We start from the raw sequence: 16,782 nt of genomic DNA, 5'->3' as shown, positions 1-16,782 counted from the left end.
GCCGCGACCAAATCAACAGGAGTCACAAATGACGAGCGTGTTTCACGAATGCAAGATCATGTTGGTCGCTGTGAGCATCCTCGTCGCGGCGTGCCCCGTCAACGCACATGATGTGTGGATTACGACGGACGGAGATCCGGCGGGCAATCTGCGCGCGATGGTGCATCATGGGCATCCTGGAGATCGGGAAACGCCTGATCCTGACAAACTCATCGAATTTGATGTGTTTGTTGATGGTCAAGTGACGCGTTCACTGCTCCCTGGAATTAAAAGCGCATCTCAGGACGGCATTCCTATCCTGAAAACTGAGCCGATAGCGATCGAGAAAGGCGTTGTCCTCTTGGCCATACGCTACGACAGCGGGTACTGGGTTAAAACAGCTCATGGATATCGGAACACGAGCAAGCAACAGGTGCCTTCCGCCGAAGACAGTCTCTTATCCGTAAAGTTTGCCAAGGCCTTGGTGTCAACCAAGCCGACCGCACGTCATACGTACGGCATAGTCATCGGCCATCGGCTTGAAATCGTTCCACTCAGTGATCCGTTTCTCGCGCAGCCCGGAGATATTCTTAAAGTTCGGGTGCACTTTGATGGAACCCCATTGTCCGGCGTTGGAGTGGAGGCTGGTGATGGTGTTACCCCGATGGAAGAAAAGGATATTCCCCGGTATCAGACGGACAAGGAGGGGATTGCTGCCGTTAAGATTGCCAAGGAAGGACCACAGCTCCTCGTCGTCGATTATATTCTGTCATCTATTCATCCGGACCTCGCTAACCGCGAGTTGTACAACGCTACGCTGAGTTTTGTGCTGCCATCCAAGTAAGTGAGCTTACGTCAGGTGACTAAAAGCGGTCTAGAATTTGACCGCAGAATGAGGCCATGCCCATCGACAGTATTTACTTCGTTCCTGGGAATCCGCGGTTTGTCATGGGCGGTCTCGCATGGTATTTTTAGGCGCGACAAGCGCGAAAGATGGGAAACGAGAGTCTCGCCCGTCTCGCTTTTCTCGCGAATCCCGCTTCAGTGAGAAACATGCGACGCCAGCCACTCTCACACGCCTTTTTCAATCGCCCGACGCTGACGGTTGCGCGGTCGCTTCTGGGGAAATATCTGGTGCGTAAAAACGGGGAGGGAGTCATCGCCGGCAAGATCATCGAGGTCGAAGCCTATATCGGGCCTCAAGATAAAGCCTGTCATGCCTCGAAGGGGAGAACCGCTCGCACCGATGTCTTGTTTGGCCCAGCGGGGACCTCCTATGTCTATCTTATCTACGGCATGTATCATTGTCTAAATGTGGTCACCGAACGGGAGGAGTTCCCAGCGGCTGTGCTGATTCGGGCGATTGAAATCGAGGGGGAGCTGATTGACGGCCCAGGGCGATTGTGCCGGGCGATGCAGATTGACCGGGGCTTGAACCGATGGAACATGACTGATGGGAAACAATTGTGGTTCGAAGATCGAGCTGTCGCGGTGCGGAAGATAGATATAGGCACGTTTGCGCGCATTGGGGTCGATTATGCGGGGGAATGGGCCAAGAAACCTTGGCGGTTTCGGCTTAATGGAACTGAGAAGAAGAACCGGAAGCGGAGCTCGTAAAGACTTTCAAAACAGGAAGGGGGAGTCAGGCTTACGGCCTGACTCCCCCTTCGCAGTAAAAGGAACAGTCTGAGTTACTTTACGCCAAGGCTGGCGTCGGCCTTGGTCGCAGAGGTCACTGGAGGGGCAATCTTGATCTGCGGCCCCTGCACAGTCGGTAGCTGATTCGCACCCTGGCCTTGAGTAATCCGATCATTGTCCATCTTCTTGAGACTCTGCTGGACATGTTTATCGTCAAATCCAGCGGCCTGAAGTGCGGCCTTCTCGCCACCGGCATTGGTTTGACCCGGGTCATTGGCAGTTGCTTGCCCGTTGACGGGGCTTCCGCTGTTCTTCATCGGATAGCCTTCGTGTTTGGGGAGCAGCGCCGGATTGGCAGACGCCATCGACAGCAGGAACAGCACACCGGACAGTGTCGCAACAGTGCCGATTACGAGCTTCATACCCTACTCCTTTGTGAATAAAGGTGGCTGAAGGAATACGTTGATGAATATGTTCGTTCTACAGGCGAATCAAGTGGCGGGATGATAGCCACGGGGGGCTACCTCTGTCAAGCGGGAAAAGGGTGGGGGAAGCGGGAGGCAAATCCTGTGCTCGCTGACCGCGCACGCAAGATACAATCGTAATATCCATGGGCGGTGCTCGGTCAATGCGCGCAATAAGATCTGCCTCCCGCTTCCCCCGACACGTGTGAAAGTAGGGGATATGGAAAAGGATTTGATTCGCCTTAACGCCGGTGGTGGGGGCGGCGACCGCGACCGCGCTGGCGGAACGCGGGGCCCCGGCTGACGCCAGGGAGGCGGATCGTTACGGTCGTGCCTTCGCCAGGGGCGCTGCCGATGGTGATCGATCCTCCATGCTCTTCAACGATTTTCTTCACGGTGGCAAGACCGAGGCCGGTACCTGCCCGTTTCGTCGTAAAGAAGGGTTCGAAGACCTTGTCGACAATCTCTGCCGGGATCGGGACCCCGTCGTTTTTGATGAGAATCTGGTCCTCGAGACCTCGGCCGGCTCGATGTTGGGTCACTTGAATGTGCAGGTGCCCCCCTGGGCTCATAGCTTCGACGGCGTTCTTGAAGATGCTTAAGAATACCTGTTGAAGCTTGGATTCATCACCGCGCACAGGGGCGATTTGTGTCGCATAGTCCTTTGTCACCTGAATCCGCGTGACCTCTAAATCGGTCCCGACGACAGTCAACGCGCTCTCGATCACCTCGGGGATTCGACAGAGGCGGCGGATCAGCTCGAGCGGCTTGGCGAAGTCCAATATTTCGTTCAGGATGGCTTCCACTCTCATGAGTTCGCGCATGGCGTTTTCCACGCGCGTCTGAGGATCGAAATCGAGAATACCCTCGCCTGTCAGCTCCTCCAATTGTGCGCGGATGGACCCCAGTGGTTCGCGAACCTCCGTGGCAAGAAACGCACTGAACTCACCGATGGCTGCATGGCGTTCCTGCTTGCGGATCATGGGCTCCAGCGAGCTGGGTGCTGCAGTGCCTGCCGGGGTGTCTACTCCCCCTGTTACCGGCGCTGGGCCGGCTGGTGTTGAAGCCGGAGTCTGGAGGACGTCGGCGAGCCTAAGGATGATCGGTTCAAGCGTGCGTGCGTCCGTCGGTTGGTACCGACTCGCCTCCTTTGACGAGAGGGTAATGGTGCCACCCACCTGACCACGGACGAAGAACGGTACAACGAGCGAGGACTGAAACCGGTCTTTGAAGAGGTGTTTATGGTCGAGAAACCGCCCTTGGGTCGAGGCCAGGTCGTGATCGACACGAGGTTTGCGATGGCGGACCGCCCACCCGGCCGCTGAGCCGTCCAGGACGAGCCGCTGACCCACCTTCAGATCCTTTTTCCCGTCTTTGGTCTCCCCTTTCTGATCTCCGACGATGCCGAGTACTTCAACACCCCCCGCGATCGGGTCGTAATGGCCGGCCCAAGCCCGGTCGTAAGCGACAAATTGTCCTGCATCCATGAGGATCGCAACGATCTTCTCCTGCACCTCCGGCGTAAGTTGGGAAGCCGGTGCGGCAAACATTTCAACGGCGGAGGCCGTCGGGGTCATCGGTTCATTCGCGACGTACGGCCGGCTCAGCACCAGATTCAGATTGAACAGACCTTCACGATCGAGCGCCTTCGTTACGTCCTCGCTGGCCTGATCCATCAACGCTTTTTCTTTTTTCGTAAAGCTCACGGTTTCTTTTCGGCCTATGACGAGAAACCCGTATGTCCGATTGCGATGGCGCAGCGGCGCACCCAATAAAGACTTGGCGGTGGGAGTAATCAGCTGCAGCCGCATCGTCCGGCTGCCGTCTTGATCGCTGGAGGGGCTGCTGCCCCCGATCGCGGGGGCCGACAGGGTCCGGAGAATCGCTTGAATATCACGCGGTGAGAATCCGCGTGCCACATGGTCCGAGAGCGGGCCCTGGTCGCGATGAAAGATGGCTGCCAGAGCTGCGTCGACGGGCAACTCATTCAAGACCCCAGTAAGCGTCCGTTGAAGGTGTGTCTCGGCGTTGGGTTTGCTATTGGGTGACGGGACAGTCATGGATGAATGGGCTGCACGATGAAGGCATTGTAGCAACGGGGGAGGGGCAATTCAATGAAAAGGGATGAGTGCCGATCGAAGCGCAGCGAGCGAGACGAAACAGGGTTCATGTTGCAACAAAGCTGTGTTGAGGTGCGGACCCCCATGTCTCACGTGTCAGGGTTCACGTCCTTCGTCTGGATTGATGATTGTCGGTGGGCGTTGGGGGAACGATTGAGGCTCACTCGGCTCATGGTCGACCGTCCAGGCATTCAGGATGGTCGTGACCAGGCTGATAATGATTGCACCCCCGACAGCTGGCCAGAACCCGTCCACCGAAAATCCCTTGACCAAATACGCGGTGAACTCCAAGAGAAGCGCGTTGAGCACCACGAGAAATAATCCCAGCGAGAGCACGATCAACGGCAATGTCAGCACGAAGAGCACTGGGCGCACCAACAGATTCAGCAGCGTGAGGACGAGGACAGCCGCAAGACCGGCGCTGAGCGTGCTGGCTTCAATGCCGGGCACGATCGTGATCGCCAAAAAGACTGCGACGCCCGTAATGAGAAGGCGCGCGAACGCCGCGCGAAGGCCGCCGCTGAATGGGGAACGGGACGCATGGCGGGAGATGTGGACGATCGGCATGGTGTTCAATTACTGAGCCGGCGCTGCGGGCTTCTTGGCAGGAGAAAAATGGACTTCAGTTGCAATCAATGCCTTGTCGTCCCTGGTGGCTTCGATCACGACACGGTCGCCGACGGCGGGTAGATTGGCTCCTTTCGGGTTTCCTTTCTCGCGAAACCGGGTTTGTTTGTTGAGCCGGACGTCCACGGTCTTTCCCTTGGGAGTCTTGACTTCAACGTGAGTGGCGTCGATGACGGTGACCGTGCCGAGCACGTGCTGCCCGGTTCCGTGAGCCCAGGCCAACGGTGCAGTGAGGATCAAGGCGGACGTGAGAATCAGCAGGATGAACCGATGCATAATGAATCGCGCTCCTTGTTGTCTCTAAGCCCTTAATGATGGTGCCCGCGATCGGCCTCTCCTGCGGCCGAATCGTCGCCTTCCAGGAATTTGTCGAAGGCGGCTTCTTCCTCGACTTCCTTTGGAGTTTTTGGGTTCAGCGTCTTCATCCGATCCAATTCTTCCGTCGACAATTTCGGCAGGTGTCGAATGAAATGGACCAGCTTCCAACTGTCCAGATCTTTCTCCGGCTCGCCCTCACCCCAGGCCGGCATCGCGGTGAAACGGATGCCGTTATGGATGACCCAGAACAGTTCGCCGTCGGACATCGCTTGTGTATCATCCAGCCGGAGGTCCGGCGCCTTCGGGTAGACGTTCTTGCCGATCGGCGTTTGGCCGCCGCCATCATTCCCATGACAGGTCGCACAGTGATCGGCGAAATGAGCCAGAGATTCCTTCAATACGTCGGTGTCTAATGGTACCGGATTCGACTTGTTTCGATGTTCGATCGGAATGGCCAGGTGGCGGATTTGCCGTGCCATCAGGACTTCCAAGGCATGGGGTTCCGTCTTTGCGCTGAAGCCGGTCGTGAACAATTGATAGCCCATCCACCCGAAGGCACCTATCATTCCGAGGCCCACCACGATGATGAAGACCAGGATCTTTTTCCGCATACGTACTGCCAGTCACTATACAAAGTCTCTGGTCCGATTACCACTGGGTCTGGTGGGGTGCTCGATCACGGGGGATTCGAGTAGGCGGAGGCATCCGGTGAGACGGAGGACGAGCCACACAGTCAACGGAAGACACATCAGGAGACCGCTGAGCCCCATGTTCCATTCGCTGATCCAAAAGGTCACGCCGAGGTTAAAGGCCAAGACGACATAATAGAGTCCCACACCCAAAAGGACCCGATGCGTAGTTGACCAGTTGGTATGAGGTGGAGGAGCGGGAAGTTTTCGGTCGATGGGAAAGTAGATGGCGAGAGAAATCAACCCGACCACCACCCATCCGACATAGTTGGAGAGCGGCACCCCGAAGTGGAACCCGGGATCGGTATAGACGTAGATCTTGCCAAGGAACCAACGATCTCCTCGTAGTGCCAGTGGGTCGATCACCATGTCGATCAAGGCGAACAAGAGGCTGGTCAGGAGAAAAACCGGCCGACTTGTCCGTGCGGCCGGATCGAAGCGCAACGGGATCAAGGATGGCCGTAAAGACGTTGATGTGTGATCGATTGGGAGCAGTAAGCAGAGCGCCATGCAATAAGCCGCATAGAGGAGAAAACTGAACGAGAGCGATGCCATAAGGGGAATATTGGAAACATACAACTCCTGTTCAACGGTTGAACCGGTATAGTCGTACCAGCCGAACGGGATCCCAATACGTGTTGAAATAAATTCGCACAAGAAGGCGGTCGCCCAACTGATGATCCAGAAGCGCCAGGTTCGTGGCCAGCCGATTAATGGAATGGAAGCGAGAATGAACGCGGTCAGGAACACAAACACGTATGGCCGGAAGAGGATCGTATCGATGATGCGGGCTAGAAGATCCATCGTGGTGTATTAATAATATTCAATGCTGCATTCTCGCAAGGGGGTCGTAGCTTGCAAGTGAACATTATTGAGGATGGAGCCGGCTGTCGTTATTCTGTGTATCCAGCTGGGGAAAGTACGCCAGTTACGCATAGCCATGAGACTTGAACCACCGCACGGCCTTTTCCAGAGCGACCTCGGGCGGGGTTTGTGGAATGCCCAATTCCTTGATTGCCTTGCTGCAATCGTAGTGCATCTTGTACTTCGCCATCTTCACACCTTCAAGGGGGATGCGCGGTGGCTGGCCTGTGAGGTCGGATATCCACTCGTTGACATATGCCAACGGGAGGATGGCCAACCGAGGAAGCTTGATCGAGGGCGCCTTCACACCAGTGAGGCGGCTGAGGATCTCGAATACCTCGTCCAGCATGAGATTCTTGTTCCCGAGGATGTATCGCTCACCGATCCGCCCCTTCTGCATCGCTAACAGATGACCGGCTGCGACATCATCGACGTCGACGATGTTCATGCCGGTTTCGATATAGGCCGGCATCCGGCCTTTCATGAAATCCACGATGACCTGCCCGGTCGGAGTTGGTCGGACATCACCGACGCCGACCGGTGCGCTGGGATTCACGATCACGACCGGCAAGCCCTCTCGCGCAAGCTTCAGCACCTCTTGCTCAGCCAGGTATTTGGATCGCTTGTAATGACCGGCCATCTGGTCGAGCGACACCGGAGTCTCTTCGGTGCCGAGTCCGCCCCCCGGTGGCAGGCCGATCGCGCCGATTGTACTGCAATACACAATCCGTTCAATTCCAACGTCCCGCGCGGTTTCCAGCAGCGTGCGAGTACCGGTCACGTTCACATCGTAGAAGATGGAAGGATCCTTCGCCCAGAGCGCGTAGTGAGCGGCCACGTGGTAGAGCTGTTGGCACCCCGTGAGGGCCCGTCGTAGAGAGTCGCGATTGCGCAACTCGCCTTCGACGGCTTCGACACGGAGTTGCGCGTAGTTCTGTGGATCACTGCCGGGGCGCGCAAGCACACGCACGTCGATACCGGCTTGGACGAGTGTACGGGCGACGGCACCCCCGACAAATCCGGATGCTCCGGTGACCAGGGCTTTCATCGCGGAAGCGGGTGAGAGGCGAGAGGCGAGAGGCGAGGGGATTCGCCCAAGGAGTGGAATGTCGTGAACGCTCTCTTAACCACGTGCCACGTACCTCTGGCCTCTTGCCTGCGCGGCGTTAGCTGCGCCGCGACGTGATATATCGCGCGATTTCTCGGAGGGGATCGGCAGCCGGTCCAAAGGAGGAAAGCCGGTTGATCGCGCGGGTCACGCATTCATCCGCGAGTGTCCGCGCCCCGTCGACGCCGTAGAACGTCGGATAGGTCTTCTTTCCACGTTCCGCGTCGGTGTTGGGATTCTTCCCGAGTTCCTCGCGCGTGCCCGTGACATTCAACACATCGTCGGCGATCTGAAACGCCAAACCGATGTCCTCGGCGTACCCGGTCAAATGATCCAACTGTCGGTCGTTGGCTCCGGCGGCGATCGCTCCCATCCTGACAGCGGCACGAATCAACATGCCGGTTTTGTGCTTGTGGATGTTCTGCAGGGTCGGAAGATCGATGTCTTGGTGCTCGGCCTGAATATCGAAGACCTGACCGCCCACCATTCCCATATTGCCGGACCCGTACGCCAGTTCCTGAATCAAACTCACTTGACGCGTCGGATCGCAGCCCTTCATCAAGTCCGGATGGCTACAGAGATCGAAAGCCATGGTGAGGAGCGCATCCCCGGCGAGAATCGCCATCGCTTCGCCATAGACTTTGTGATTGGTCGGTTTGCCGCGCCGAAAATCGTCGTTGTCCATGCATGGGAGGTCATCATGGATCAGCGAATAGGTATGGATGAATTCCAGCGAACAGGCGATGGCCATGATGCCCGGGGGGGTGGTTCCAACGGCCTCCGCCGCGGCAATCGCCAGAATGGGGCGCACCCGCTTGCCGCCCGCCATCAGGCTATAGCGCATGCTCTCATGAAGCGTGGAAGGCGGCGTGGTGGCCTGCGGGCTCACCTGGTCTAGGAACCGATCCACTGCGATCCGCTTTTCTTCGAGATAGTCCTTGATGTTCATGGATGTGAAAATGGGGCTCGCCGTGACCCGAAATTGAATAGGCGCGGAGCGTAACAAATGGGTATCAGGCTGTCAAACAAGGCGGCGGGCATGAGCCGGAGCGTGTGATGAGGAGAACCACCTGTCCTGCGACACTTGCCCCGTTGCGTCTCGCTTCGCTATACTCCCCCTCACTATGAGCATCCGAAAAGCCGGCGGGACATGGGAGCCATTGCTGCTCCCGATCGAACCGCGCCATTGCAAAGTGTGCAAGCAAGGTCTCTATCGCGACAAGACCATGTTCCGTGGCGGGTGGTCCCGTTGTAGCATCTGCGACGAATTCGTCCACTATAGTTGTCTCGCCAGCGGCAAAGTATCATTTCTCAAGGCACGACCTCGTGTGTGCAAGACCTGCCGTGCAGCCAAAGAGGGCACCCCCTCTTCTTCGGCAACGAAGGATGAGGCTCCGGTCGCGGTCGGGTCGTGAGTTCCGTCCAGCAGGATGGTGAAAAAGTCTCTCTTCTCACCCGCCCAACCTCGGCGCGCCGAGACGCACCTTGCACCGGGCTTTGTTCTTGCGTCACTCAGAGGCTCGACGTGCAGAACAAAGTACGCCTCACCCCTTCGCTCGCTGCGGCCGTTCGCGGTGGCGGTGCGTCTTGGCGCGTCGGGGGCGGGCGGGTGCAAAAGGACGGCCATTTTGACCCTCCTGCGAATGCTTCACAATTCCTAAATCTTTTCCTGTCACGGTGCCGAAATGACTTGCCAACGGCCTGATAGTGCCATGCACATCCGTTCCCGGTGGCACTTCGTCTTTGCGGAAACCGTTCGGTTAGCGGTGGCTCCCGTTGTCCTGCTCCTCAGCGGGTTCTTCACGGCGAATTTCATCGTCAGCGGACAGTACACGTGGCCGCGAACCAGCCGGGCCGTCGCCCTGACGCTCACCGTGGTGATTCTTTCCTATGAGTTCGTCTACAAGGAACAGCTCGCGCGGGCGGCGACCGCGGATCGAGCTCGTACGGCCTTGGTCTACTCCTGTATCATCCCGTACCTCGTCGGTGTGCTGATCACGTTGGCACTCTGGAAGAGCTAACGGGGTGCGAGGCTCCGGGGAGAGGAAGGACGATGGCAGAGATCATTCGCAGCGGGGCCTTCCTCCAACAATGTTGGTCGGTCCATCCGCTCTGTGTGGAGGTGAAGCGGATGGTCGAGAACCGCACGTTGATCCTCAGTTGCAGCTCATGCCGGTTCGTCCATCATCTGGCGTTTAGTGCCATTGTCGCGAAGGCTTCCGTGGGACTCAGCGATCCCGATCATCCGTCTAAAGCTCGCTCGCGAGGAGAAGAGGGGCTGATCCAGCTCACGGGATGTCTCGAAGCCCATGCCCCGGCCCTTTCTCTCAGAGAGATGGATGTGTTCGAAGATCGGGCTCTCATTCGCTGTGCCGACTGTCGTCGCCACTATGCACTGACCGTCTCGGCCTTTGAAACCCACCAACGGTAGAAGAATGCGGAAAACGTGATGCGTGACGCGTGACGACTAGGCTTCGGTCTTGCGGCGAAGGGCGCGTTACAAGCGAATCTGATTGATCGCATGGATACCTCTCTGCATTTTACGGACGAAGACACAGCCCTCATGGCGGATGACCAGTTCTTTCGCAAGAAGGAGCAGATCATGATCAAGGTGCGTCGTCAGCTGGAGGACACGCAGAAGCTGCTGCAAGAGGACCTGAAAGGTGCCTCGCTGGTGACGCCTCCAGGGTTCGTTCCGACCAAGACACAGCTGGTGAAAGGGGAGCACCTCGAATCGTTTCCCTTTCAGTATCTCGATTGTCCCAAGCACTTCGAGGGAACCGATAAATTCACGTTCCGGACGCTGTTCTGGTGGGGACATCATCTGGCCTGTGCCCTCCTGCTCGAAGGGACGAAGATCAAGCAATATAAGAAACACATCGTCGATCGGTTCCATCGTCTTGCGGGGCAAGAGCTGGAGCTCTCGCTCGCTCCATCGCTCTGGGAATGGAAACGTGGAGAAGGGTACACGTTGCCCATGACCCACGATCGGAAGGCTCGGATCGCCGCGGTGTTGGCTGAGCGGTCCTTTCTGAAGGTTGTCCGCTTCGTGCCGCTCAGCAACGTGCGAATTCAGTCTGGACAGCTCCCGAATCTCAGCCGAGAGACGTTTCGAGCGGTCCTGCCCATCATCACGCTATAGCTGGTAAGAGGCGTGGGGCGAAAGGCCAAAACTTCATCTCGATAGATCGGCTCTTTCCGCTTGCCTCTCGCCCCTTGCCCCTAGCCTCTTGCCTCTTATTTGTCTCCGGGATTCAACTTGGGTACACTTGGCCGGCTTCGCAGTCAGGAAGCGAGTTAACGCAGGGAGGCGCTTGTGAGACAAATCGGAAGACATTACGGGCTCATCGTCGCAGTATTGTTCAGCGCGGGCGTTGTCGCCGGATGCGGAGGAACCGGCCGGACGTTCTACATGGACCTGCAGCAGAAAGTGCCGACCGCGCAGTATGTCGAGCCGGAGCCTGTCAAGATCCTCGTGGAGCCGTTCGACGACCGGCGTCTGGAAAAAACTCGGCTGGGCATGCGAACGCATCTGTGGGGCGGCGTGACGTATTTCCAGGTCGCGGGCGAGCGCCCGGGCGAGGTTGTGGCTCAAGCGTTGGCCGACCGGCTGAAAACGCGCGGATGGCGAGACCGTTCCTGGAACGTGAGGATGGCGCGGGCCGGACCAACAACGGATGCCGATATCATAATCAGCGGCCAGATTTTTGAATTCACCGCCGGCGCCAAAAGCCGCGTCTTTTCGACCGTGCTTTCAACAAGCCTCAAGCTCGTCATTACTGCCCGCAATGTCGGAGATCGCACTTCGACGATGCGGAGCGTCGAGGGAGCCCAGCACAACACAGTGATCTGGTTTTCCGATGACGATATCCAGACATTGACGGCGGCAACCCTGCAAGACGGCATTGAGCGGTACATTGTGGATACGGCCATCGAACAACGGGCGCTGCGGCCAAGCCGGCAATGAATTCGGGGCTGAGGATCACCGTCTGTGCGTGAACGTCGCTGGGAAACCACTGCGCCACTGACGTTCGGACAAGTGCTCGCCGTGGGCGAGCGGTTGGCAGCACTGGGATTGAAACCGGCGGTGCCGGCCAAAGACATTATCTGTTATGTCGAAGAATGGACTGTTGACTCGCCGGAAGACTTCGATCAACTCGATCCCTGGGGCACTGAAGACGTCACGCTGGTCCACATCCGCGAAGGCTGGCGGGGCGATTTCTTTCTGCTTGCCGGGGCGTACCACACGACCTACCAGCAGTATCAGGACACCGGCACCTATTGTTCCATCAGTCATCCCTGGCGGATTCGAGAGCCGCTGCAGCTCCATGATCAACGGAGCATGCTCTGGCTCGGCTTCCGTCACAGCCATTCATTCGTGCGCGTCCGTCTACAGGTGCACGAGGTCATCCCGCCAGGAGAAACACGGGGAGATGCTCAACGCGAGCAGTGGGTGGAAGAACGGCGGACTGCGTTCCTCGAGGCGATTACACAGCTGGAATTGCCGATCGAGACGGCCGTGGAGAAAGGAAGTCTTGTACTCCGTCCCGCCGATACCTCCGTCCCGTTCTTCTGTTCCTGGCCCGATGCGTTCGGCCCCTGTCAATTCGAGTACAACACGGCCGATGCCTATGAGTTTCTGGTGCCGGCGAGCAAATTGGTGGCGACATTCGCACCGGAGCCGGCCGGCGTGCGGGCCTATCTCACGGGATTCTCCGAAGACGCTCTGGGAGAGTTTCAAACGATTGAACCGTCAGCCCGGCATGCCTATCGCTGTTCGGTGCACTGCCCGCTCGATGATCTACCGGAAATCCGGTCAGTGATCGAACCGGACGGACGTCTCTACGCCACGCTCTGCGAGTTCCAGACGTCGGAACTTCTCCCTGGAGGAGAGGATGCCTCTGCCATTCTCGGCATCGTCGGGGGGCGCACAGGATTCCAAATCGAGGCCCGCCTGAATCGGGCTCCGCTTGGGGAAGATTTGATGGCGAACTGGCTTGAACGGGTGGTAGGGCATCCGGTGGTGTATGCGCCATTGCCTGCCTTCGTCTAGCAGACTGCTGAAACAAGTCGTCAGCTTCGTTCTCACATCGCTTCTCCCCTGCGACGTACGTGCAGAGAGTACGTCTCGGGGCTTTGCTTGTTGCGGCCTTGCCGAACAACTTGTTTGAGCAGTCTGCGAAGATCCTGTTGACTGATTGAAGGTAAAGAAAAGGGGCGGGAGTCTTTTCTTGACAGGTGAAAGCCCATCAGGCCGCGGACTTTGGGAGCATGACCTTGACCCGTTTGAGATTGTTACGATCCGAGCACCATTGCTTTACGCCATCCATTTCGCTGCATCAGGAATACATTCAAGCCGATTGCACCGCGTTTCAGTTAGAGTTGCCATTTCAGCGTGAGGAGAGCATGAACCACCGAGCCCGACTGGACTTTCTCGAACAGTCACGGTAGAGTTAAAAATATGAAGCGAAGTGAGCAGCCCACTCTACCGTGGTGGGAAGAATACCTCGGCTGGAAGTTCGATAAGAAGAAGGTTGCACGACGGACCTGTCAGGCATACTTTCTGTGGGTCCTACCACCACTCTCGCTCTTGTTTGCTACACTCTTTGCAAAGGACCAGCAGCTATCGAACACTATTGACCCAACTCCGTTGACCGATACAGCGCCACATCTCCCTGGGTCATCCGCCAATTACGCAGGACCAGCCGTTCCCGGCTCATAAAGCAGTATGCTCTCTATCATGACGTCAGATGACATCAGCATATCTGACAGTGAGTCTGTAAAGGTTCACATCCAACCGTTAATAGGTGACCCACCGAACATTATCGTTGCTCTCACAGGCTCCCTGATGATTGCGGGACAGGGAGTTGTGAAAGTGCTTCCGCCTTCCTCGTTGCCAACCTAAGGTCGGCCTTAACCACAAATAAACATTTTCGTTGAACAAATTTCTCGGATTTCGGAGAGTGGGAACATGAGCCCGGTGGCGAAGATCCAATCCCTCCTGGCCAAGCCCTTCATGCCAGCCGTGTTCTTTCTCTCGGGCGTCACCTATGACACCCTGACCCTCACTCGCATCGATCGTCTTCAGGATAATCTTATCCTCTTGCTCTATCTCTCGCTCCTCGGAGCCTTGATCGTACTCGCCGGTCGCCTGGGCGTGGGGCCGGTTGAAGTAGGAGAACCTGAGCACCCCACGAAGTTCGTGCGACTTCTGGTCCGAGCCAGACCGTACTATCCGATGGCGATGCAATTTCTGTTGGGCGGGCTCTTCAGCGCGTATGCCGTATTCTATTCGCGAAGCGCCACACTCACGCGAACCGGGATATTCATGGGCGTGCTCATTCTGTTACTCGTCGGTAACGAATTTTTGCGCGATCGTCTCTCGAACCTGCGTCTGCTCGTGGCGCTGTATGCCCTTACCTGTTTCAGCTTTTTCACGTTCTTTCTGCCGGTCATGATCGGCACCATCGGGACCTGGGTGTTTCTGCTGGGAGCCATCCTCAGTGTGGCCGTCACCCTGCGGGTGGTGCACCTGATCTATCAGCGCAATCCGGAACGATCGAAGAACGAAGCGCGAATGGTGGGGGCACCGGCTGTTGCGCTGGTCGGTCTGCTGGTCGGGTTCTATTTCTTGAATTGGATTCCGCCCGTGCCGCTTTCCATGAAGTTTGGCGGGATGTATCGAGAAGTGCAAAAACAGAACGACCACTTTGTGCTCAGTTACGATCGCGAGTGGTATCAGGTGTGGAAACAGTCGCAGAACCCTTTCCCAGCCGATGAACCGATCTATTGCTTTACGGCGGTCTTCGCGCCGGTTGCCCTGGACACGACCGTGTTTCACCATTGGTACTACCGGGCGACCAGCGACAAGCCTTTTGCGCATGCTGACAGAATTCCCATTAAGATTGCTGGCGGCCGCGAGGGTGGATACCGGGCCTATACGTTCAAACAGCGCCTCGATCCCGGCGACTGGCGCGTGGATATCGAGACCGAAGATGGGCGTGTGATCGGACGTGTCTCGGTAGTGGTGGAAGAGCGAGGAGAGACACGGCCGACTCCGAGGACGCTGTCGTATTAGAATTGCTGGCGGCTATCGGAAGGTCCGCGTCTCGCCTATCGCGACAAAGGTATGCCAGACATGATTCCTCCCGACGCCGTGTTGATTTGTGAGATCTGGTTGCGCAACATGGAGGGGGTCTTCTTCGTGCGGATCATCACTCGAGGTTGAATGAGCCTCAGAACATTGGCTCCCTGCCCATCCAGCCCCAACTGCGTGTCGACGCAGGCGAAAGATGCTGGTCACGCCATTGCACCGTATCGCTATCGCAAATCAAAGGCGGAGGCGAAGGAGGCTTTGAAGGAGATCGTTCGTTCCCTGCCGCGCACCAAGCTCGTCGAAGAAGACGAGGCCTACCTCCACTATGAATTCACCAGCTTCTTGTTTCGTTTTGTCGATGATGTCGAGTTTCTCCTCGACGACCAGACCAAGACGGTTCACTTTCGCTCCGCCTCCCGAACCGGCTACGGCGATTTTGGTGTGAACCGGCGACGGATGGAAGAGATCAGGTCGCTGGCTGAAGGAAAGCTATAGGATTTGGCAGGCGGCAGGCGGGGTGAGTTCGGCGTCGTTGAACTCGACGTTCGCGTGATAGGCCCAACCCCTCAAGTAGGCCAATCGGCGATCGGCTTCGAATTCTTCTAACCCGTACCGCTGAAAGGCCGTGATGTCGCGTCGCACCTCTTCTTCCTCGGGTGACGGCACAAACTTGCCGAAACCGGGAGCGACAGGCAGAGAGGAACAAGCAGTCAGCCGGCCGCTGGATGAAAGGCCAATCTTCTTGATACTGTCTCAAGGGAGGGGCGGTTCGTAATCATTCCAAGGTGGTTGAAGAATCGATGGGTATCCGCACATACACTGCGACAGTCAGCCGAGTCCAAGACCTGACTCACGATGTTCGGGAACTCGAGCTGACCCTGGTCGAACCGCCGACCATCTTGTTCAAGCCCGGCCAATTTATCTCTTTCGAGGTTCCGAAGAAAGGGTTCCCTCTGCCCGTCGTGAGGCCCTATTCGATCGTCTCCCCACCCTCCCAAGAGAATAGGGTCACCCTGCTCTTCAATCTGGTGCCGGACGGTCCCGGCTCAACCTATCTCTATAGTCTGCGAATCGGCGATCACACCACGTTCAAGGGACCGGCTGGGTCCTTCTGGTTGAAGGATAACACGCGGGATCTCCTGTTTGTCGCCACAGGAACCGGCATTGCACCGATTCGCTCCATGGTTGCAGCCCAGCTTGAGCGGGGGACAGCGCAGGCCGTGACATTATTCTGGGGCCTGCGGAGCCAGAGGGATCTCTACTATCAGGAGGAATTGTTCGGGCTAGCCAGGCAATTTCCCAAGTTCTCCTTCGTCACGACTCTGTCGCGCCCGGAGGCGGGATGGACCGGTATGACCGGACGGGTGACCACGCTCGTGCGAGAGCGAGTCGCGTCAGTCCGCAACATGGCGGTGTATCTCTGCGGTAACAGCGGCATGATTCAGGAAGTCACGGCTCTCATCCAGGCGCGCGGGCTCTGCCCCATTCACAAAGAAAAGTACTACGACGACCGTGGTGAGCCGACGGATTAGTGTGCAGACTGTTCTGGGGCCGGGCCAAGCCTGATCGTGTGCTGAAAAATGCACTTCGGGCAGGTGTAGTGGAGAAACTGGCCGCTCGCGACGAGCCGTTTCTGCATGGGCACCTTACACCAGGTACAGAGCCTGTCCGGGAGATCGGCGATTGAAGGGACGGAGGACCTATGAGAAGACGGCGTGTCGGCCATGCGAGGCATTGTCTTCGACCGGTGTGAACCTTGTCAACCGAGCGTTGCGTCTCCTGTCGACACGGAACGCAAAAAAAAGTTCGGGCATCCTGCGTGATCGCAAAATAATCGTGGTATAGTGCATACGATGGTCACGCAGACGGATTTCTCACC

21 protein-coding genes are annotated in these 16,782 nt (G+C 57.3%); 12 read left to right on the top strand and 9 right to left on the bottom strand.

Annotation, left to right across the window (positions count from 1 at the left end):
- The first annotated feature begins 28 nt into the window (after positions 1-28).
- A complete protein-coding gene (locus VEI50_14310) occupies positions 29-823 on the top strand; it encodes a DUF4198 domain-containing protein (GenBank protein ID HXX76298.1) in 795 nt (264 codons plus the stop codon).
- A gap of 209 nt (positions 824-1,032) precedes the next feature.
- Positions 1,033-1,596 carry a DNA-3-methyladenine glycosylase gene (locus VEI50_14305; GenBank protein HXX76297.1) on the top strand — a complete coding sequence of 188 codons (564 nt, stop codon included), beginning with the start codon at positions 1,033-1,035 and terminating at the stop codon, positions 1,594-1,596.
- 74 nt (positions 1,597-1,670) lie between these two features.
- Here VEI50_14305 and VEI50_14300 read toward each other — a convergent pair whose 3' ends face one another.
- The 8 genes from VEI50_14300 to VEI50_14265 all read right to left on the bottom strand — a co-directional run bounded on the left by VEI50_14300 (position 1,671) and on the right by VEI50_14265 (position 8,756).
- Positions 1,671-2,039 carry a hypothetical protein gene (locus VEI50_14300; protein HXX76296.1) on the bottom strand — a complete coding sequence of 123 codons (369 nt, stop codon included), beginning with the start codon at positions 2,037-2,039 and terminating at the stop codon, positions 1,671-1,673.
- 284 nt (positions 2,040-2,323) lie between these two features.
- Positions 2,324-4,141, bottom strand: a complete 1,818-nt coding sequence (locus tag VEI50_14295) for an ATP-binding protein (protein HXX76295.1) — start codon at positions 4,139-4,141, stop codon at positions 2,324-2,326.
- Between the two features lie 156 nt (positions 4,142-4,297).
- Positions 4,298-4,768 (bottom strand): phage holin family protein, encoded by a 471-nt coding sequence (locus VEI50_14290; GenBank protein ID HXX76294.1) that lies wholly within the window; start codon positions 4,766-4,768, stop codon positions 4,298-4,300.
- A gap of 9 nt (positions 4,769-4,777) precedes the next feature.
- The gene (locus VEI50_14285; GenBank protein ID HXX76293.1) at positions 4,778-5,104 is read right to left on the bottom strand and encodes a DUF5666 domain-containing protein; all 327 of its coding nucleotides are present in this window, start codon (positions 5,102-5,104) and stop codon (positions 4,778-4,780) included.
- Between the two features lie 32 nt (positions 5,105-5,136).
- Positions 5,137-5,757, bottom strand: coding sequence for a c-type cytochrome (locus VEI50_14280; protein ID HXX76292.1), 621 nt, complete (start codon positions 5,755-5,757; stop codon positions 5,137-5,139).
- Between the two features lie 15 nt (positions 5,758-5,772).
- Positions 5,773-6,639 (bottom strand): carotenoid biosynthesis protein, encoded by an 867-nt coding sequence (locus VEI50_14275; GenBank protein HXX76291.1) that lies wholly within the window; start codon positions 6,637-6,639, stop codon positions 5,773-5,775.
- A gap of 124 nt (positions 6,640-6,763) precedes the next feature.
- Entirely contained in the window at positions 6,764-7,747 is a 984-nt protein-coding gene (gene hpnA, locus VEI50_14270; protein HXX76290.1) for a hopanoid-associated sugar epimerase, read from the bottom strand.
- Positions 7,748-7,865: 118 nt separating this feature from the next.
- Entirely contained in the window at positions 7,866-8,756 is an 891-nt protein-coding gene (locus VEI50_14265; GenBank protein HXX76289.1) for a farnesyl diphosphate synthase, read from the bottom strand.
- 175 nt (positions 8,757-8,931) lie between these two features.
- Between VEI50_14265 and VEI50_14260 the strand changes: the two genes are divergently transcribed.
- From VEI50_14260 to VEI50_14220, 9 genes are all read left to right on the top strand, one after another.
- Entirely contained in the window at positions 8,932-9,222 is a 291-nt protein-coding gene (locus VEI50_14260; GenBank protein ID HXX76288.1) for a hypothetical protein, read from the top strand.
- Between the two features lie 270 nt (positions 9,223-9,492).
- Positions 9,493-9,828 (top strand): hypothetical protein, encoded by a 336-nt coding sequence (locus tag VEI50_14255; protein ID HXX76287.1) that lies wholly within the window; start codon positions 9,493-9,495, stop codon positions 9,826-9,828.
- Positions 9,829-9,860: 32 nt separating this feature from the next.
- Positions 9,861-10,238, top strand: a complete 378-nt coding sequence (locus tag VEI50_14250; protein HXX76286.1) for a hypothetical protein — start codon at positions 9,861-9,863, stop codon at positions 10,236-10,238.
- A gap of 90 nt (positions 10,239-10,328) precedes the next feature.
- Positions 10,329-10,949, top strand: coding sequence for a hypothetical protein (locus tag VEI50_14245; protein ID HXX76285.1), 621 nt, complete (start codon positions 10,329-10,331; stop codon positions 10,947-10,949).
- A 174-nt stretch (positions 10,950-11,123) separates the two neighbouring features.
- Positions 11,124-11,774, top strand: a complete 651-nt coding sequence (locus VEI50_14240) for a hypothetical protein (GenBank protein HXX76284.1) — start codon at positions 11,124-11,126, stop codon at positions 11,772-11,774.
- Between the two features lie 24 nt (positions 11,775-11,798).
- Positions 11,799-12,860: a hypothetical protein gene (locus VEI50_14235; GenBank protein HXX76283.1), complete on the top strand. Its 1,062-nt coding sequence runs from the start codon at positions 11,799-11,801 to the stop codon at positions 12,858-12,860.
- A 408-nt stretch (positions 12,861-13,268) separates the two neighbouring features.
- Positions 13,269-13,529 (top strand): hypothetical protein, encoded by a 261-nt coding sequence (locus tag VEI50_14230; GenBank protein ID HXX76282.1) that lies wholly within the window; start codon positions 13,269-13,271, stop codon positions 13,527-13,529.
- Positions 13,530-13,778: 249 nt separating this feature from the next.
- The gene (locus tag VEI50_14225) at positions 13,779-14,885 is read left to right on the top strand and encodes a DUF2914 domain-containing protein (protein HXX76281.1); all 1,107 of its coding nucleotides are present in this window, start codon (positions 13,779-13,781) and stop codon (positions 14,883-14,885) included.
- 150 nt (positions 14,886-15,035) lie between these two features.
- Positions 15,036-15,398, top strand: a complete 363-nt coding sequence (locus VEI50_14220) for a DUF1499 domain-containing protein (protein HXX76280.1) — start codon at positions 15,036-15,038, stop codon at positions 15,396-15,398.
- Here VEI50_14220 and VEI50_14215 read toward each other — a convergent pair.
- On the bottom strand, positions 15,393-15,545 hold the full coding sequence (locus VEI50_14215) for a hypothetical protein (GenBank protein ID HXX76279.1): 153 nt from the start codon (positions 15,543-15,545) through the stop codon (positions 15,393-15,395). The genes VEI50_14220 and VEI50_14215 overlap by 6 nt on opposite strands.
- Positions 15,546-15,703: 158 nt before the next feature.
- On the opposite strand from VEI50_14215, the gene VEI50_14210 reads away from it, so the two are divergent.
- On the top strand, positions 15,704-16,435 hold the full coding sequence (locus VEI50_14210) for an FAD-binding oxidoreductase (protein HXX76278.1): 732 nt from the start codon (positions 15,704-15,706) through the stop codon (positions 16,433-16,435).
- Positions 16,436-16,782 lie beyond the last annotated feature (347 nt).

The sequence above is a fragment of the Nitrospiraceae bacterium genome (genome assembly GCA_035623075.1).
GTDB lineage: Bacteria > Nitrospirota > Nitrospiria > Nitrospirales > Nitrospiraceae > DASPUC01.
The sequence above is the reverse complement of the archived record's forward strand: the minus strand, read 5'-3'. Positions and strand labels throughout refer to the sequence as shown.

Coding starts and splice junctions, on each gene's coding strand:
- VEI50_14310 (HXX76298.1), top strand. CDS start 29: ATGACGAGCGTGTTTCACGAATGCAAGATCATGTTGGTCGCTGTGAGC.
- VEI50_14305 (HXX76297.1), top strand. CDS start 1,033: ATGCGACGCCAGCCACTCTCACACGCCTTTTTCAATCGCCCGACGCTG.
- VEI50_14300 (HXX76296.1), bottom strand. CDS start 2,039: ATGAAGCTCGTAATCGGCACTGTTGCGACACTGTCCGGTGTGCTGTTC.
- VEI50_14295 (HXX76295.1), bottom strand. CDS start 4,141: ATGACTGTCCCGTCACCCAATAGCAAACCCAACGCCGAGACACACCTT.
- VEI50_14290 (HXX76294.1), bottom strand. CDS start 4,768: ATGCCGATCGTCCACATCTCCCGCCATGCGTCCCGTTCCCCATTCAGC.
- VEI50_14285 (HXX76293.1), bottom strand. CDS start 5,104: ATGCATCGGTTCATCCTGCTGATTCTCACGTCCGCCTTGATCCTCACT.
- VEI50_14280 (HXX76292.1), bottom strand. CDS start 5,757: ATGCGGAAAAAGATCCTGGTCTTCATCATCGTGGTGGGCCTCGGAATG.
- VEI50_14275 (HXX76291.1), bottom strand. CDS start 6,639: ATGGATCTTCTAGCCCGCATCATCGATACGATCCTCTTCCGGCCATAC.
- hpnA (HXX76290.1), bottom strand. CDS start 7,747: ATGAAAGCCCTGGTCACCGGAGCATCCGGATTTGTCGGGGGTGCCGTC.
- VEI50_14265 (HXX76289.1), bottom strand. CDS start 8,756: ATGAACATCAAGGACTATCTCGAAGAAAAGCGGATCGCAGTGGATCGG.
- VEI50_14260 (HXX76288.1), top strand. CDS start 8,932: ATGAGCATCCGAAAAGCCGGCGGGACATGGGAGCCATTGCTGCTCCCG.
- VEI50_14255 (HXX76287.1), top strand. CDS start 9,493: ATGACTTGCCAACGGCCTGATAGTGCCATGCACATCCGTTCCCGGTGG.
- VEI50_14250 (HXX76286.1), top strand. CDS start 9,861: ATGGCAGAGATCATTCGCAGCGGGGCCTTCCTCCAACAATGTTGGTCG.
- VEI50_14245 (HXX76285.1), top strand. CDS start 10,329: ATGGATACCTCTCTGCATTTTACGGACGAAGACACAGCCCTCATGGCG.
- VEI50_14230 (HXX76282.1), top strand. CDS start 13,269: ATGAAGCGAAGTGAGCAGCCCACTCTACCGTGGTGGGAAGAATACCTC.
- VEI50_14225 (HXX76281.1), top strand. CDS start 13,779: ATGAGCCCGGTGGCGAAGATCCAATCCCTCCTGGCCAAGCCCTTCATG.
- VEI50_14220 (HXX76280.1), top strand. CDS start 15,036: ATGAGCCTCAGAACATTGGCTCCCTGCCCATCCAGCCCCAACTGCGTG.
- VEI50_14210 (HXX76278.1), top strand. CDS start 15,704: ATGGGTATCCGCACATACACTGCGACAGTCAGCCGAGTCCAAGACCTG.